Genomic DNA, 15,711 nt, shown 5'->3' on the forward strand with positions numbered 1-15,711 from the left:
CGCGGAGCCCGCAGCAGCGGGCGCCGGGCTATGTTCCCGCCTTTAATTCAGGAGATTACCTATGGCCACAAAATCCCTCCAGACGATAAAGCGCGCGCCCCTCGCCACCCCTACCGACCTTGGGGAAAAGGCGACGCGCGATATTTCCGCCGCCGTCAATGCGCTGCTTGCCGATACATTCGCGCTTTACATGAAAACCAAGAATTTTCACTGGCACATGAGCGGCCCGCATTTTCGCGACTATCATCTGATGCTCGACGAGCAGGGCGAACAGATCTTCGCCATGACCGACGTTCTTGCCGAACGCGTCCGCAAGATCGGCGGCACCACGCTCAAGTCGATCGGGCAGATTTCGTCGAAACAGCGCCTTCTCGACAATGACGCGAATTTCGTGACGCCTGAAGACATGATCGCCGAGCTACGCGACGATACAAAGAGCTTCATCGGCTATCTGCGCCAGGTGCATGAGCTTTGCAGCGAATACAATGACAGCGCCACGACCAGCATCATAGAGAACTATATCGACGAGTCCGAGCGGCGCCATTGGTTCCTGTTTGAAGCATCGCGCGTCGGCCCGGCTGGCGTCTGATCGATCCGTTACGGATAACCCCGGCCGTCCCGGCGGCCGGTTTGTTTCCGTGATCTCCCCCGGCAGACCGATACTATCCAAACAAGACGTGCTCTAATCGTTTGCCTTGGCCAGCCTTGCCAGCTGCGCGCGGCCTTGCGTCTCAACAATCATGGTCTCGACCGATGAAATGTTGAGGGCCAGCGTTGCGATCTTCTGCAAAGTATTGTTGTCAGGAAATGTCTTGGTCTTGGCTGAGCTCGTTATCAACTGCCTTTGGGCAGCCGTGAGCCTAGCGAGCAATTCTTCGAGTTCATCCATGAATGTCCGTCCGCCGTGGTTGCAATAAATACAATACTTATAGTTGTAGCGTAGCAGTATGGCCAACTTATACTGTAATCACAATCTTGTGTCCATCCACGGCTGGCAATCTAGCCATAGAGTGCAGACGAGAATTTTCTACACGCTAAGGTTGTGTCCATTCCGACAGATCAGTGTGCCGTCATCCATTCGCGGGCTTCGCGCAGGGCGGTTGCGAGATCAATCTTGGACATTGTCTTGCCAAGTTCGGCCCGCAGTTCCGCGGCGCGATCGCAGCCCTTGATGGCGGCGATGTTGAACCATTTGTGCGCGGCCACCAGGTCGATGGCGCAATCGCGACCGGTCGCATACATGATGCCCATTTCGAAGAGGATGTCGGTCTGGGCGGAGCCACCGGCGTCGCCGGTTTCGACAGTCTGAAGATCAAAGCGTGCCATTTCAGTCAAACCCCTTGTTGAACCAAATTCGCGTCGAACGAAAAGCCCTGTTAGACTTCTGAGAACCGCCATTTGTTTGTTTCGGCGTGCTCTTTCGATGCTTTCGAGAATGAACGATAGGCTTGAAATTGCTGTTAAAAGCCATGATTAACCGCGCACAAACAAAACAAAAACAACTCGTAAACTTCGCAATTCATTAAATATAGCACGCCAGCAATTGCAGGCATTTGCCGCAAATTTGCCTAAAATCGGATCTGCCGGCCTGAAGAGTTTGATAACCAAACGCGCGGTTTGCGAATCTGAACTTCGGCAATTCACCCGAGCGCCACGCCGTTTAAAACAGGCGGATTTCTGACCGGGCCGCTTTCATTCACTGATATTTTGATTTACGTTTACGTATGCGTAAGAAAGGCGATGCTGGAGAGATCGCCTCGTATCGGGAGGAAATTCATGAAGCGCAATATAGTTTTGGCCTGCACTGGCTTTGTCCTTATGGCTGGCCCTGCCCTTGCAGAAGAAGCGATCGTCGGATCGTGGAAGCGGCCAAACGGCACCATCATTCAATATTCGTCCTGTGGGACAGATACCTATTGCGGCACGGTGATGACCGGCGAATACAAGGGAAAGTCGATCGGCTCGATGTCCGGCAAGAGCGGTTCCTACAAGGGCACGGTCAACAAGCTCGACGAGGGCAAGACCTATAATGGCAAGGCGACGGCAACCGGGGCGACCCTTTCGCTTTCAGGCTGTGTCATGGGCGGGCTCATCTGCAAGAGCGAGAGCCTGACGCGCCAGTAGAGGTCGGGTGGGGTAGACTTTCGTGAGCCGGGTAGCGGCGCTCCTCGCGTGCGTTTGCGTTATCCACCCTCTTTGAGCTCTTGACCCGAGGACCCATTCTTCCTTCGCGGGGCAAACAGCGTCGACGATGGATCCTCGGGACAAGGGCCCGAGGATGACGGAAGTGAGGGGAGCCAGAGGGACGTCCTCCCTCCGTGGCAGAACAGCGCCCGCGGTGACGGCAGTGCAGACTGCCGAAGGATGGAGGAAGTGGAACAGGCCCAAGGTGACGGCAGTGGGTCAGTCCGCCGTCTGCACTCTCCCGTCCGATGTTTATCCGTAGGACGGAGTCGAATGAGCGGACTTCGATGGCTGAGTGGCGGCAATCCTCGCATAAATTCCCATCATCCACCCTCTCCGCCGTCATCCTCGGGCGTTAGACCCGAGGACCCATTCTTTCTTCGTGGGCAGACAGCGTCCGCGATGGATCCTCGGGACAAGGGCCCGAGGATGACGGAAGTGAGGGGAGCCAGAGGGACGTTCTCCCTCCGTGGCCGAACAGCGTCCGCGGTGACGGCAGTGCAGACTGCCGAAGGATGGAGGACGTGAGCACGGCCACCGGTGACGGTAGTGGGTCAGTCCGCCGTCTGCACTCCCCCGTCCGATGTTTATCCATAGGACGGAGTCGAACGAGCGGACTTCGATGGCTGAGTGGCGGAGCTTCTCGCATAAATTCCCATCATCCACCCTCTCCGCCGTCATCCTCGGGCGTTAGCCCCGAGGACCCACTCTTCCCTTCGCGGCGCAAACAGCGTCGACGATGGATCCTCGGGACAAGGGCCCGAGGAAGACAGAGAGGAGATCCCGTGGATGGCGGCAGTGGGGGGAGCCCAAGGATAGCGGAAAACGAGAACGGCCCGAGGCGACGCAGTGCAGATGACCCTTTTTGACGCAAGTGGGGACCGCCGGGGGATAACCGCCGTGGGAATCGTACGGCACACTTGGCGCTGATAACAACAGGGACCACTCTGCCCGCGTTCTGTTTGAGCGGCGACCGGATCGCCGCCCAGCAAATCTCAGATGTTCTCAGCGACCAGGCTTGCCACCTTCCGGTGAATTTCATTCCGGCTATCCGCAGTTCCCTTCGGATCGTAGAGATAGACGGCCAGCAGGATCGGCTTGCGGCTTGGCGGCCAGATCACGGCGATATCATTGGCCATGCCGCTGTCGCTGGTACCGGTTTTGTCGCCGACGCTCCAGCCCTTGGGCAAGCCGCCGCGCAGACGTTTGTCGCCGGTCTTGTTCGCAAGCAGCCACTCGATGAGTTGATCGCGTGAGGATTTCGCCAGCGCGTTGCCGAGAACCGTTTTCTGCAGATCTTTCAAAATGTGCGCCGGCGTAATGGTGTCACGCGGATCGCCGGGCGCCGCCTCGTTCAGTTCTGTCTCGCGCCGGTCCAGTCGAAACGTCGCATCGCCGAGGCTGCGCGCATATTGTGTCAGACCTTTCGGTCCGCCGAGATTGTCCAGCAGGAGATTGCCGGCGGTATTGTCGCTCAACGTGATCGCAGCTTCGCAGAGTGCAGCAAGGGTCATGCCCTCGTCGACATGCTTTCCCGTGGCGGGCGAGCCGGCAACAAGGTCGCCCTTGCCATATTTAATGACCCGGTCAAGTTTTTCTTCCTTGCGATCGACTTTCGCCAGTACCGCTGCCGCGGCCAGGAACTTGAACGTGCTGCACATCGCAAAGCGCTCATGCGCGCGGTATTCGATCTTGCTGTCGCTCGCCGTGTCGAGTGCTGCAACCCCAAGGCGTGCACCGGTCTTTTCGTCTAGCCCCTTGAACGCCGCATCGAGATCAACCCTTTCGGCCGGCGCGGCATAGGCCAAAGCCCTCGGCAACGCCAATGCCGGTATCACCAGCATCGATCCGAGCAATGCTCCGCGGCGGGTAATTGAACCACTCATTTCATATCTCCATGTCTTACAAACCGACTGCGCGATTCACGCGTGGCGAAAGCTGCGATCCGAACTGGCAAATTCCGTGGAGAAACTGTGACGAAAAAGAGCGTCTGAACTTGACCAACAGTAAACCTTTAGGTTATTTAACTTATTGGTAAATTTAGGAGGGAACGATGCGAAAGACCTATCATGGGAGCTGTCATTGCGGGGTGGTTCGTTTCGAGGCCGACATCGACCTCACCCAGGGCACCAGCAAGTGCAATTGTTCGATCTGTGCCAAAGGCCGTTTCTGGAAGGTGATCGTCGGCGGCGATGAGCTCCGTGTCGTTACGGGGTCAGAAAAATTGATCGCGTATCGTTTTGGCGGCGGCGCAATTACCCATTTCTTTTGCGACACATGCGGCATGAAACCGTTCGGTCAGGGCGAGATGGAAAGCATGGGAAAGTTCTATGGCGTCAATGTCGCCTGCCTCGATGATATGCCTGTCAAAGACCTGGTAGCGGCGCCCTTGGAGTATCAGGATGGGCTCCACGACCACTGGGAACGGCGGCCGCAGGAAGTGCGCCATCTTTAGATGGAATTTTGAGTTCTAAAAAAATGAACGAGCAAAAACAACACTCTACGCCGTGAAAAGCCCTTTATTTACAGCATATTAGACTAATGTCTAATTGTTTCGAACAATTCCCCCGGCTATAAAGAAATCGATTTTAGCGTGTAGTTGTTTTCGAAATGCACTGTTGTTGACCACCTTTATCCTGCGGTTGCTGGTGTCTTAAGTATCCAGTCGTTTATGTGCAAACCCTCCCTGCACATAAAGCCGAAATTTCGGGAGGATCAGGGATAGAATGGTGCGTAGGCCATTCCTTTCTTGAGGCATGTGCCCGAACTTTTGTCGGGCAGGCAACCGCAGGACCAATGCGCTCGAGCAGCTCCTTCGCTGGTTACGGGCAAAAAGACAGGCAGCCATGGAAGTCCCCCCATGGCTGCCTTTTTCTTGTGGTGGATGAGTTTCCCGTGCCTGGTCGCAGCGATTTTGCGGCGCCGCGTGGGCGGACGACTTTACGCCTTGTTAGTGGCCGCAAGTTGCCGAGCGCTGGCCGATGCCTTGGCCGAGCCCTGTAGGCGGCAGCGAGTTGCTGAGCACTGCTGGTTGCGGACTTTGTCCAATGTTGGTTGCGACAGCGATCTGCCGAGCACTGGCCGAGGCATTGGCCGAGCCCCGTAGGCGGCAGCGAGTCGCCCGGCCCTGTTGGTTGGGAAACTTGGCCGAGCCCAGGCGGCGGAAGTGAATTCGCTACGCGAGTTGGTTGAGACGAGTTTGCCTAGCTTTGGTGACGGCACGGCATTCGCCAAACCCTGTCGTTTGCAGACTTCGCCGTGCCTTGGTAGCGGGAGTGAATTTGCTGCGCGAGTTGGTTGCGACGAGTTTACCGAGCCTTCGCAGCGGCAGCGAGCTTGCAGCGCCGTGTTGGCTCAGGACTTTGAGCCTTGATGGCGGAAGTGAATTGGCTATGCACGTTGATTGAGACGAGTTTGCCGAGCCTTGTCAACGGCAGCGAGCTTGCAGCGCCGTGTTGGCTAAGGACTTTAAGCCTTGGTGTCGGAAGTGAATTTGCTACACGAGTTGGTTGAGACGAGTTTGCAGACCCTCTTAGCTGGGGTGCCCGCGGGGACAGCCTCTTGCTTTCGCTCTTGTTGACATAATCCTGTTTCGTGACAATCATAACCTTATGGGGATTGCGGTCTCCCCACGAGGCGTCATGCCCAAGTATCGCGTCCAACAACCCCACTTTAGCGGAGGGACGCGAAATGTCTTCGACGACACGAATTTCACACGAAAAACTGGCACGGCTTATCGGAACGCCGGCATGCCCTGTCCTTATCGACGTCCGTACGGACGAGGACTTTGCCTTCGATGAGCGATTGATTCCCGGCTCACGCCGCCGTTCATATGCGGCAATCGAAACCTGGCGCGATGAACTCGTCGGCAAACGGGCGATCGTCATCTGCCAGCAAGGCAGGAAGCTCAGCGAGGGGACCGCGGCGCTGCTGCGTTATCACGGTGTGCCGGCCGAATCGCTCGACGGCGGTTACGAGGCGTGGGTCACGGCATCTCTGCCGCTGGTTCGCGTGTTACGCCTGCCGACGGCAGACCCGAATGGACCGACAATCTGGGTCACGCGGGCGCGGCCAAAGATCGACAGGATTGCCTGTCCCTGGCTGATCCGTCGATTTATCGACCCTGATGCCGTGTTCCTGTTCGTCGCGCCTGCGGAGGTCGAGGCGGTGGCCGAACGTTTTGGCGCGACGCCCTTTGATATCGAAGACGCGTTCTGGAGCCATCGCGGCGAACTTTGCACTTTCGACGTGATGATCGAGGAATTCGGCTTGACGTCAGCACCGTTATCGCGCCTTGCAACGATTGTGCGCGGTGCGGATACCGCCCGGCCGGACCTTGCACCCGAGGCTCCGGGATTGCTTGCCGCATCGCTCGGCCTGTCGCGGATGTATTCCGACGATCTGGCACAGTTGGAAGCTGGCATGACGCTCTACGACGCATTCTATCGCTGGTGCCGTGATGCGACGGGCGAAACGCATAACTGGCCTAATCGCAAGCTTGGTGCATGAATTGACCGTTTCAGCACCCGATGGCGTGAACGCCGTATCCCAAGGGCGAACGGGCAATGACATCTCGTTCAGCGAAGCCCTGCGCGTCTGGATGCGTGTCGCATCATTGAGCTTCGGCGGGCCCGCCGGGCAAATCGCGGTGATGCATCGCATTCTGGTCGATGAGAAGCGTTGGATCGGCGAGAACAGGTTTCTGCATGCCCTCAATTATTGCATGCTCTTGCCCGGACCCGAGGCGCAACAGCTGGCGATCTATATTGGCTGGCTGCTGCACCGGACCAAAGGCGGCCTTGTTGCCGGCACGCTGTTTGTCCTTCCCGGCTTTCTGTCGATCCTCGGCCTCAGCATTATCTACGTCCTGTTTGGCAATGTCGGGATGGTGGCGGGGCTGTTCTTCGGCCTCAAAGCAGCCGTGCTTGCCATCGTGCTGCAGGCGGTGGTGCGGATTGGCGGGCGCGCGCTCAAGAATTGGGTCATGATGTCAATCGCCATTGCCGCTTTCGTGGCAATTTTCGTCCTGCACGTGCCGTTTCCACTCATCGTTCTCATCGCGGCATTGATCGGCTTCATCGGAGGAAAAACCGGATCGACGCTGTTTCAATTAGGCGGAGGTCATGGCGATGCGGCCTCCGGTCTTGCGGACCGGGACTCGGCGCTCGGCGAAGACACGCCCGAACACGCCCGGCCGAATCTAGCCTGGTCGCTGAAGATAGGCGCCGTCCTTCTCGTCCTTTGGCTTGCGCCGGTCGGTGCCATAGTCCTCGCTCTCGGACCGGACAATGTGTTCAGCCAAATCGGCATTTTCTTCAGTAAAATGGCGATGGTAACGTTCGGCGGCGCCTACGCGGTTCTCTCATACGTCGCCCAGCAGGCGGTCCAGCATTATGGATGGCTGCAGCCCGGGGAAATGCTGGACGGGCTTGGCATGGCGGAGACGACGCCGGGACCGCTGATCATGGTGGTACAGTTCGTCGGTTTCCTCGGCGCCTATCGAGCGCCCGGCTCGTTGCCGCCGCTCACGGCAGCCGTGCTCGCTTCGATCCTGACGACATGGGTGACGTTCGTGCCGTGTTTTGTGTGGATTTTCCTTGGGGCTCCCTTCATTGAGCGGCTTCGCAACAACCGGGCACTGACGGGAGCAATGACCGCGATTACCGCCGCCATCGTCGGCGTGATCACCAACCTTGCCGTGTGGTTCGCGCTGCACGTGATGTTCACCAGCATCGTTCGCTGGGAGGCATTGGGCATCACGATCGACGTGCCGGTGCTCTCTTCTGTCAACCTCGCTTCCGTCGCGCTGACCGCCAGCGCGATCGCCGCCATTTTCTGGCTGAGGTGGGGAATGTTGCCGACGCTTCTTGCCACGTCATTGGCGGGCATGGCGTGGTATCTCTTCCACGGGCTGAATTGAAGCCCTGCCCCGTCAGGGCTTCAATTGCGCCGGTTCAGCGGGCCCGCTGGCCGAAGAGCACCTTCTTGGCTTCCTCGTCGTCGGCGAGATTGCGCCGCTCTTCTTTGCCGAGTTCGAGCCCGCGCTGCACGGCGGGCCGCGCACCGATCGCTTCGAACCAGCGCTTCAGATTTGGAAATTCGCTCAAATCCTGACCCTGGTTGGCATGCGGCACGACCCAGCCATAGGCGGCCATGTCGGCGATGGAATAATCGCCGGCAAGATAGTCGTGCTCGGCAAGCCGCCGGTTCATCACGCCATAAAGGCGGTTTACCTCGTTGGTATAGCGATTGAACGCATATTCGATCTTCTCGGGGGCATATTGACGGAAATGATGCGCTTGGCCGGCCATCGGGCCGAGACCGCCCACCTGCCAGAACAGCCATTCTTCAACCGCGACGCGGCTGCGTTCCTCCTGCGGATAGAATTTTCCGAATTTCCGGCCGAGATATTGCAGGATCGCGCCGGATTCGAACACCGAGATTGGCTCTCCGCCCGGTCCCTCGGGGTCGATGATGGCCGGCATACGGTTGTTGGGGGCGATCTTCAGGAAAGAAGGCTCGAACTGTTCGCCCTTGCCGATGTTGACAAGTTTCAGATCGTAGGGAACGCCGAGCTCCTCGAGCATGATGGATATTTTCCAGCCGTTGGGCGTCGGCCAGTAATAGAGTTCGATCGGTCTTGTTTGGGAGGTCATCGCAGTCTCCATGCGTGGGGGAATGTTCAAGAGAAATAGAACTTCCATAGCCGCGCGCAAGATGGGCCATGCAATTCCGTTGAACGCCAGATGAACGGCGGTCTCAGCTTTGGTTCAGCACGCCTCGCCTAATTTGCGCTCGATACGATGGGTGCCGAAGCGGGCCGAGGAGATTCCGGGACATGATGCGGTCGACAGCAAACTTTTCGCTGATTTTCCTGAGGGCGCTTGTCTTTTCGGCGATCCTCGTCGGGCCGGTCATCGCCTTTGCGGCCAGCTATGAAAGCCGCTCGCCATCCAATGGCGGCGTTGGGCTCGTACTCGTCGTTGCCTTGCAGCGCGTTTGAGACAGGTGCATTTCAACTGTCACCCGGAGCGACTATATTGCGGGGATGGATAAACGAATCGGAACAAGAAAGCCTGTCACGATCAGCATGCCGCCGCATGTTGAACCCGAAGAGTTCATGGACGAGCATGCGGCTGTCGAGGCGCTGCGCCGGATCTACGAGCGCAATACGCAATTCCTGCGCGATGCCTTCGACAAGGTCGCGAAAGGCGAAGCCAAGGACACCCTGCATTTTCGCGCCTTTTACCCCGAGGTGCAGCTTTCCACGTCAAGCTATGCGCAGATCGACTCGCGCCTTGCCTTCGGCCATGTGTCTTCGCCCGGCCAGTACGCGGCGACCATTACCCGCCCCGACCTCTTTGCAAGTTACCTCGAGGAACAGATCAAGCTCTTGATCCGCAACCATGGCGGACCGGTGACTGTGCAGGAATCGACGACGCCCATCCCGATCCACTTCGCCTTCCTCGAAGGAACGCATGTTGAATCTTCGATCGCCGATGCGTTCACACGGCCCCTGCGCGATCTTTTCGATGTGCCGGACCTCAATGCAACCGACGACCGCATCGTCAATGGCGAATACGAAGCGGATGACCTAGACGGGATCATGCCGCTCTCACCTTTCACGGCACAGCGCGTCGATTATTCCCTGCACCGGCTGTCGCACTATACGGCGACGCATCCGGTGCATTTTCAGAACTATGTGCTGTTCACCAACTATCAGTTCTATATAGACGAATTCTGCGTGTGGGCGCGCAAGCTCATGGCAGCCGGTGGTGGCGGCTATGAGCGTTTCATCGAGCCAGGCAACCTGATCACCGAGGCAGGCAGCAGCGCGCCGACATCGGGCGTTCCGGCAGGTCGCATGCCGCAGATGCCGGCCTATCACCTCGAACGCCGCAATGGTTCGGGAATCACCATGGTCAATATCGGCGTTGGCCCCTCCAATGCCAAGACGATCACAGACCACATCGCGGTCTTGCGTCCGCATGCATGGCTGATGCTCGGGCATTGCGCGGGCCTGCGCAATACGCAGGCGCTCGGAGACTATGTGCTGGCCCATGCCTATGTGCGCGAAGACCATGTGCTTGACGATGACCTGCCCGTATGGGTGCCGATCCCTGCCCTTGCCGAAGTTCAGGTGGCGTTGGAACAGGCTGTCGCCGAAATTACCGGGCTCGAGGGCTATGATCTGAAGCGCATCATGCGCACCGGCACGGTGGCGACGATCGACAACCGCAATTGGGAATTGCGCGACCAGCGCGGTCCGGTGAAACGCCTGTCACAGTCGCGGGCCATTGCGCTCGATATGGAATCGGCGACGATTGCTGCAAACGGCTTCCGCTTCCGCGTTCCCTACGGCACGCTGCTGTGCGTTTCCGACAAGCCGCTGCATGGCGAACTCAAGCTGCCGGGCATGGCGACGGAGTTCTACAAGCGCCAGGTGGCCCAGCATTTGCAGATCGGCATTCGCGCGCTGGAGAAGCTGGCTGAAATGCCACCCGAGAAACTGCACTCGCGCAAGCTGCGCAGTTTCTACGAGATGGCATTTCAGTAGCACATCAAGCGATCTGGCTCAGCTGCGCATGCCTACCAGGCAGAACATCGCGCCCTGCGGATCAAGGCATTGGAGGATAAAGGCGCCGCCCGGTACCTCCTGCGGCCCGAACAGGACCTTGCCGCCCTTGCTCGTCACCCGTTCCTGCGCCGCATCGATGTTGTCGACGCAGAAATAGAAATTCCACATTGGCGGGACCGACTTGTCCATCCGGTTCATCATCCCGCCGACAGCTTCGGCACCGGCGGCGAAGAGCTGGTAAGTGCCCATATCGCCCATATCGATCGCCTGGTCCTTGGTCCAGCCGAAGAGTTTCGAATAGTAGTCGAACGCGCCCTGCCAGTTCTCGGTGTTAAGCTCATGCCAGCCGATCGTGCCCTGCGCCGGCGGTTTCGGCATATCGCCCTGGTCCGTCATGCTTGGCGCAAATAGCTGAAACGTTGCGCCCTGCGGGTCGGCGACAACTGCAAAGCGGCCAACATTGGGGATATCCGCCGGCGCGCGATAAACCTTGCCGCCGAGTTGCTCGACTTCCTTCGCCTTCGCATCGACGTCCTGCGCCCAGATATAGCCAGTCCACGCCGGCTTCATGTCCGGGCCGCAGTCGTCCGGTATCGTCATCAGGCCTGCCACTGGCGCGGCGCCCACGTTAAGCAACGTATAGCGCATGTCGGGATGTCCAGAATCCTTTGGGTCCCAGCCGACGACATCACTATAGAAAGCCTCTGCCGCCTCGGCGTCGGTGGTCATCAATTCATACCAAATGAAATTGCCGGGTGTGGTCATGTTAGTACCTCCTCCATGATTGGCCGGACTATATCGGGATCTCGTGATTAAATATTGACATTTAGGTTGATATCAACATATATAGGCCATGTCAAAGCCGATTTCCGTCCCTTTCGAAACCACCCTTTATGTCCGTGATACCTGCATGTGTCTTGCCGTGCAGCGGACGGCGCGCGCCCTTGCCCGTCGCTTCGACGAGGCGATGCGCCCCTACGATGTCACCAACGGGCAGTTTTCCCTGCTCATGTCGCTGAACCGTCCGCAGCCGCCGAACCTGCGTTCGGTGGCATCGCTCCTTGCCATGGACCGCACCACACTGACCGCAGCGCTGAAACCTTTGGAGCGTCGCGGCCTCGTGAAAGTGGAGATCGACCCTGCGGACAAGCGCAGCCGATTATTGGCGCTCACGCCGGCCGGGAGCAAGCTCCTGTCCGACGTCTTGCCGGTATGGACCAGCACGCATAAGGACATTCAGGCGCTTCTCGGCAATGACGAACACGATCGCCTTCTCAGCAATCTGGCAAAGTTGCTTTGATCTTCAAGCATGCGCGAGAATGTTGACGATCCTGCCCGACGGATCGCGTACGTAGAAGCGGCGCACGCCCCATGGCTCGTCTGTGATGCCATAGGTGATCTCGTAGCCCGCCGCCAACGCCCGCGCATAGAGAACATCGACATCATCGACCTCGATGGAAAGGTCGGGCACGGGCGTTCCTGAACCGCCTTCGCTGGCAATACTGAGCTCAGGCCTGGTCGTAGCGGCGGACGCCAAGGTCAGGATCCAGCCATGATCCATGACCACATTTAGACCGAGCAAATCTTCATAAAATGCCCGAACGGCGGCAGGATCGGAAACAGCGAGATTGGCGACGATGCGCTTGACGGTCATTAAGTGCTCCGGTTCGACTATACCAGTTGGCTCATGGATATCTAGCTTCGCGAATGATGCAGTGAAAGACCCAATGCGATTCCCGTGCGCCGAAAGTCCAACGCGCTGCATCTTGGAAACCGAGCAGAGGATGCTATACTGTTTTTGGAGTGGGAACGGACTTCCGCCCGTCCCCTTTCTCTGGTTATGTAAAATGAACCCGGACACAGACTTGCCAGCCTGTCCGGGTTCTTTTCACTTCCAGAGTGATGCTAAGTGGTCTGAACCACATAACTTCACCTCCAAGTTTGACAGCAAGGCTGTTGCCTCAGTCGGGGAGCCAATCTTCCCGATGCACCGGCTGGCGTGGTGCCTGCTGCTTTGCCTGCAAACAGTGCAAAACATCGCGGGAAATGGGCCGCGCGGCAACGAATTCAGGGTTGCAAATGCTGCGCGAAAAAGTTGACACCGATTGCAGGCGCGGACGTAACACCCTCTTGGAGTCATCATCTTGATTGCGTCGCAATTGCCGGTTTAATGCGTCCAATGACGACCCCATCATCGCATTCGCGGCTCAGGCTCGCTGCAGTCCTCATACCGAGCCTGATCTCGGTGCCGCTGGTTCTTGGCTTTTTCGGATCGGCGCATCCGCTCTTCGATGCCTTTGCGCATTTTCGCATGCATCTCGCCGTACTGATGGCCATCTCGGCAATCCCTGCGCTCATCCTTGGCCTATGGCGCGAGGGGCTGATGTCGATCGTCTTCGCGCTGACGGCGCTAGGGACGGTATTGATACCCACACCTGCTCCTTCGGCCGAAGGCGGAAAAGAGCCCGCATCGAATGGCGGCCTGCCCGAATTCAAGCTGATGCAGCTCAACCTTCGCTACGACAATCGCGATCAGTCGGAAGTCATTCGAACGATCGCGCGCGAAACGCCCGACGTCATCACCTTGCAAGAAGTATCCGACGACTGGCGATCCAGACTCAAAGCTGTTGAAGGACGATATCCTCACAAGATCGTCTGCCCAAGCACGAAGCGCGTCGGCGGCGTTGCCATCCTTTCGCGGCGGCCTTTCGCGCTCGGTACGACACCGCAATGCGTCGGGAACAGTTTGATGGCGCTGGCGCGCATCGATTTCGGCGGGCGCAGCGCACTCATAGCCTCCGTGCACCTTGGCTGGCCCTGGCCTTTCGAGCAGGCGGAAAATGTCGAGGAGATGCAGCCCTATCTCGTGCGCCTTGGCGGTCCGATGATCCTTGCCGGCGATTTCAACGCTGCACCGTGGAGCCAGACCATCAGGAACCTCCTCGACGCCAGCAACACGCATCCAGTCGACGGCTTGCGTCCAAGTTGGCTGATCAATGGCACTTTTGCCCATGCCGCGCGCTGGATCGGCCTACCGATCGACCATGTGCTCGTATCAGAGCGCATTGCGGCAAAATCGGTGGATTCGCTTCAGCCGGTCGGCTCCGACCATCTGCCGCTGCTGCTGCGATTTTCAATAGAGGGCGTGGATGACAATGGACCGGACGAGCAGACCGTCATGCTCCGCAATCAGGAGCCCGGCACGATGGCCGGGCTTTGAGAACTACATGTTCGTATAGACGGGCCCCTCGCCGCCCTGCGGCGGCACCCAATTGATATTCTGATTGGGGTCTTTGATATCGCAGGTTTTGCAGTGAACGCAGTTCTGGGCGTTTATGACGAATTTCGGACCCGACGCCTCCTCGACCCACTCATACACACCCGCCGGGCAATATCGGGTCGATGGCCCGGCAAAGACATCATGTTCCGATGACTTCTGCAGCGCAGGGTCCTTGACGATGAGGTGAACCGGCTCGTTCTCCTCGTGGTTGGTGTTCGACAGGAACACCGACGAAAGGCGGTCAAATGTGAGAACGCCATCCGGCTTCGGGTAAGCGATCGGGCTGTATTTGCTCGCGGGCTCGAGCGAGGCAGCGTCGGTCTTGCCATGCTTCCAGGTTCCGAACGGCGACCAGCCGCCAAAGATCGTGTTGAGCCACATGTCAAGACCGCCGAGCATGACGCCGCCAATGGTGCCGAGCTTAGACCACATCGGCTTGACGTTGCGCACGCGCTTCAGGTCCTTGCCGATTTCACTGGAGCGCCAGGCATTCTCGTAAGTGATAAGTTCATCATTGGCGCGGCCTGCCGCAAGCGCCTCGGCGACATGCTCGGCCGCCAGCATGCCGGACAGCATGGCGTTATGGGAGCCCTTGATACGCGGCACATTGACGAAGCCGGCCGAGCAACCAATCAGCGCGCCGCCCGGGAACGACAGTTTCGGCACCGATTGCCAGCCACCCTCGGTGATGGCGCGCGCACCATAGGAAAGGCGTTTGCCGCCTTCAAACGTACCGCGAATGGCCGGATGCGTCTTGAAACGCTGGAATTCCTCGAAGGGCGACAGGTAGGGATTCTTGTAGTTGAGGTGCATGACGAAGCCGACGGCGACAGTATTGTCCTCAAGGTGATAGAGGAACGAGCCGCCCCCCGTCTTCATGTCGAGCGGCCAGCCGAAGGAGTGCTGCACGAGCCCGAGCTTGTGCTTGGAGGGATCGACTTGCCAGAGTTCCTTCAGGCCGATGCCGTACTTCGCCGGCTCCTTGCCCTCGCTGAGCTTGAAATTGTTGATCAACACTTTGGCGAGCGACCCGCGCGCCCCTTCGGCGATGAGGACATACTTGCCAAGAAGAGCCATGCCGCGCGTATAGGCGGGACCATGCGTGCCATCTTTTTCAATGCCCATGTCGCCGGTGGCTACGCCGATGACTGCGCCGGTATCATCGTAAAGAACCTCGGTGCCGGCGAAGCCGGGGTAAATCTCAACGCCGAGTTCTTCCGCCTTGGTACCGAGCCAGCGGCAGACATTGCCGAGCGAAACGATGAAATTGCCATGATTGTTCATCAGCGGCGGCATGGCGAAATTAGGCAGGCGGATAGAGCCCGAGTGTCCCAGCACCAGGAAATGATCGGCCGTTACCGGCGTTTTAAAGGGGTGGCCCTCCTCGTCGCGCCAGCCGGGCAGCAGTTTGTCTATGCCGATGGGATCGACGACGGCGCCGGAAAGGATATGGGCTCCGATCTCACCGCCCTTTTCGAGAACGACGACGGAAAGTTCAGGATTGATCTGCTTGAGCCTGATGGCAGCCGAGAGGCCCGACGGTCCGCCCCCGACGATCACGACATCAAACTCCATGCTTTCGCGCTCTGGAAGTTCTGGTGTCTCGCTCATGCTTTCCTCCTGAATACCTGCTATGTGCCCCGTAACACGATTCCTGCCCGTGTTTTTC

General features: G+C 58.4%; 16 protein-coding genes. 9 read left to right on the plus strand and 7 right to left on the minus strand.

Annotation, left to right across the window (positions count from 1 at the left end; all coding sequences use genetic code 11):
* Positions 1–61 precede the first annotated feature (61 nt).
* On the plus strand, positions 62–589 hold the full coding sequence (locus BR48_RS0102810) for a DNA starvation/stationary phase protection protein (RefSeq protein WP_027229911.1): 528 nt from the start codon (positions 62–64) through the stop codon (positions 587–589).
* Positions 590–682: 93 nt separating this feature from the next.
* Here BR48_RS0102810 and BR48_RS0102815 read toward each other — a convergent pair whose 3' ends face one another.
* Together BR48_RS0102815 and BR48_RS0102820 are read right to left on the minus strand one after the other, a co-directional pair.
* Positions 683–889 (minus strand): hypothetical protein, encoded by a 207-nt coding sequence (locus BR48_RS0102815; RefSeq protein ID WP_027229912.1) that lies wholly within the window; start codon positions 887–889, stop codon positions 683–685.
* 170 nt (positions 890–1,059) lie between these two features.
* Positions 1,060–1,326 (minus strand): sel1 repeat family protein, encoded by a 267-nt coding sequence (locus tag BR48_RS0102820; RefSeq protein WP_027229913.1) that lies wholly within the window; start codon positions 1,324–1,326, stop codon positions 1,060–1,062.
* 450 nt (positions 1,327–1,776) lie between these two features.
* Between BR48_RS0102820 and BR48_RS0102825 the strand changes: the two genes are divergently transcribed.
* Entirely contained in the window at positions 1,777–2,124 is a 348-nt protein-coding gene (locus BR48_RS0102825; protein ID WP_027229914.1) for a DUF2147 domain-containing protein, read from the plus strand.
* Between the two features lie 1,055 nt (positions 2,125–3,179).
* Here the strand turns inward: BR48_RS0102825 and bla are convergent.
* Positions 3,180–4,070, minus strand: coding sequence for a class A beta-lactamase (gene bla / locus BR48_RS0102830; RefSeq protein WP_027229915.1), 891 nt, complete (start codon positions 4,068–4,070; stop codon positions 3,180–3,182).
* A 167-nt stretch (positions 4,071–4,237) separates the two neighbouring features.
* Between bla and BR48_RS0102835 the strand changes: the two genes are divergently transcribed.
* The 3 genes from BR48_RS0102835 to chrA all read left to right on the plus strand — a co-directional run bounded on the left by BR48_RS0102835 (position 4,238) and on the right by chrA (position 8,104).
* Positions 4,238–4,639, plus strand: coding sequence for a GFA family protein (locus tag BR48_RS0102835; RefSeq protein WP_027229916.1), 402 nt, complete (start codon positions 4,238–4,240; stop codon positions 4,637–4,639).
* Between the two features lie 1,235 nt (positions 4,640–5,874).
* Complete coding sequence (locus tag BR48_RS0102840) at positions 5,875–6,693, plus strand: sulfurtransferase/chromate resistance protein (protein ID WP_027229917.1); 819 nt, start codon at positions 5,875–5,877, stop codon at positions 6,691–6,693.
* A gap of 25 nt (positions 6,694–6,718) precedes the next feature.
* On the plus strand, positions 6,719–8,104 hold the full coding sequence (gene chrA, locus BR48_RS0102845; RefSeq protein ID WP_036813776.1) for a chromate efflux transporter: 1,386 nt from the start codon (positions 6,719–6,721) through the stop codon (positions 8,102–8,104).
* 34 nt (positions 8,105–8,138) lie between these two features.
* Here chrA and BR48_RS0102850 read toward each other — a convergent pair whose 3' ends face one another.
* Positions 8,139–8,840 (minus strand): glutathione S-transferase N-terminal domain-containing protein, encoded by a 702-nt coding sequence (locus BR48_RS0102850; RefSeq protein WP_027229919.1) that lies wholly within the window; start codon positions 8,838–8,840, stop codon positions 8,139–8,141.
* Between the two features lie 182 nt (positions 8,841–9,022).
* Here BR48_RS0102850 and BR48_RS26090 point away from each other — a divergent pair, with 182 nt between their 5' ends.
* Together BR48_RS26090 and BR48_RS0102860 are read left to right on the plus strand one after the other, a co-directional pair.
* A complete protein-coding gene (locus BR48_RS26090) occupies positions 9,023–9,187 on the plus strand; it encodes a hypothetical protein (RefSeq protein WP_155810796.1) in 165 nt (54 codons plus the stop codon).
* A gap of 45 nt (positions 9,188–9,232) precedes the next feature.
* Positions 9,233–10,741, plus strand: a complete 1,509-nt coding sequence (locus BR48_RS0102860) for an AMP nucleosidase (protein WP_027229920.1) — start codon at positions 9,233–9,235, stop codon at positions 10,739–10,741.
* Positions 10,742–10,759: 18 nt separating this feature from the next.
* On the opposite strand, the gene BR48_RS0102865 is transcribed toward BR48_RS0102860, so the two are convergent.
* Complete coding sequence (locus BR48_RS0102865) at positions 10,760–11,527, minus strand: VOC family protein (protein WP_027229921.1); 768 nt, start codon at positions 11,525–11,527, stop codon at positions 10,760–10,762.
* 88 nt (positions 11,528–11,615) lie between these two features.
* Here BR48_RS0102865 and BR48_RS0102870 point away from each other — a divergent pair, with 88 nt between their 5' ends.
* Positions 11,616–12,062: a MarR family winged helix-turn-helix transcriptional regulator gene (locus BR48_RS0102870; protein WP_027229922.1), complete on the plus strand. Its 447-nt coding sequence runs from the start codon at positions 11,616–11,618 to the stop codon at positions 12,060–12,062.
* Positions 12,063–12,065: 3 nt separating this feature from the next.
* On the opposite strand, the gene BR48_RS0102875 is transcribed toward BR48_RS0102870, so the two are convergent.
* The gene (locus tag BR48_RS0102875; RefSeq protein WP_027229923.1) at positions 12,066–12,416 is read right to left on the minus strand and encodes a VOC family protein; all 351 of its coding nucleotides are present in this window, start codon (positions 12,414–12,416) and stop codon (positions 12,066–12,068) included.
* Positions 12,417–12,941: 525 nt separating this feature from the next.
* Here BR48_RS0102875 and BR48_RS0102880 point away from each other — a divergent pair.
* Positions 12,942–13,982, plus strand: a complete 1,041-nt coding sequence (locus tag BR48_RS0102880) for an endonuclease/exonuclease/phosphatase family protein (protein ID WP_027229924.1) — start codon at positions 12,942–12,944, stop codon at positions 13,980–13,982.
* A 3-nt stretch (positions 13,983–13,985) separates the two neighbouring features.
* On the opposite strand, the gene BR48_RS0102885 is transcribed toward BR48_RS0102880, so the two are convergent.
* Positions 13,986–15,653 carry an electron transfer flavoprotein-ubiquinone oxidoreductase gene (locus BR48_RS0102885; protein ID WP_027229925.1) on the minus strand — a complete coding sequence of 556 codons (1,668 nt, stop codon included), beginning with the start codon at positions 15,651–15,653 and terminating at the stop codon, positions 13,986–13,988.
* Positions 15,654–15,711: the final 58 nt, after the last annotated feature.

This window comes from Phyllobacterium sp. UNC302MFCol5.2 (assembly GCF_000686005.1).
GTDB lineage: Bacteria > Pseudomonadota > Alphaproteobacteria > Rhizobiales > Rhizobiaceae > Phyllobacterium > Phyllobacterium pellucidum.

Bases quoted from the DNA above. Each gene is read 5' to 3' on its own strand.
- BR48_RS0102875 (WP_027229923.1), bottom strand. From the start codon at position 12,416: ATGACCGTCAAGCGCATCGTCGCCAATCTCGCTGTTTCCGATCCTGCC.
- BR48_RS0102865 (WP_027229921.1), bottom strand. From the start codon at position 11,527: ATGACCACACCCGGCAATTTCATTTGGTATGAATTGATGACCACCGAC.
- BR48_RS0102860 (WP_027229920.1), top strand. From the start codon at position 9,233: ATGGATAAACGAATCGGAACAAGAAAGCCTGTCACGATCAGCATGCCG.
- BR48_RS0102810 (WP_027229911.1), top strand. From the start codon at position 62: ATGGCCACAAAATCCCTCCAGACGATAAAGCGCGCGCCCCTCGCCACC.
- BR48_RS0102870 (WP_027229922.1), top strand. From the start codon at position 11,616: ATGTCAAAGCCGATTTCCGTCCCTTTCGAAACCACCCTTTATGTCCGT.
- bla (WP_027229915.1), bottom strand. From the start codon at position 4,070: ATGAGTGGTTCAATTACCCGCCGCGGAGCATTGCTCGGATCGATGCTG.
- BR48_RS0102850 (WP_027229919.1), bottom strand. From the start codon at position 8,840: ATGACCTCCCAAACAAGACCGATCGAACTCTATTACTGGCCGACGCCC.
- BR48_RS26090 (WP_155810796.1), top strand. From the start codon at position 9,023: ATGATGCGGTCGACAGCAAACTTTTCGCTGATTTTCCTGAGGGCGCTT.
- BR48_RS0102825 (WP_027229914.1), top strand. From the start codon at position 1,777: ATGAAGCGCAATATAGTTTTGGCCTGCACTGGCTTTGTCCTTATGGCT.
- BR48_RS0102820 (WP_027229913.1), bottom strand. From the start codon at position 1,326: ATGGCACGCTTTGATCTTCAGACTGTCGAAACCGGCGACGCCGGTGGC.
- BR48_RS0102835 (WP_027229916.1), top strand. From the start codon at position 4,238: ATGCGAAAGACCTATCATGGGAGCTGTCATTGCGGGGTGGTTCGTTTC.
- BR48_RS0102815 (WP_027229912.1), bottom strand. From the start codon at position 889: ATGGATGAACTCGAAGAATTGCTCGCTAGGCTCACGGCTGCCCAAAGG.
- BR48_RS0102880 (WP_027229924.1), top strand. From the start codon at position 12,942: ATGACGACCCCATCATCGCATTCGCGGCTCAGGCTCGCTGCAGTCCTC.
- BR48_RS0102885 (WP_027229925.1), bottom strand. From the start codon at position 15,653: ATGAGCGAGACACCAGAACTTCCAGAGCGCGAAAGCATGGAGTTTGAT.
- BR48_RS0102840 (WP_027229917.1), top strand. From the start codon at position 5,875: ATGTCTTCGACGACACGAATTTCACACGAAAAACTGGCACGGCTTATC.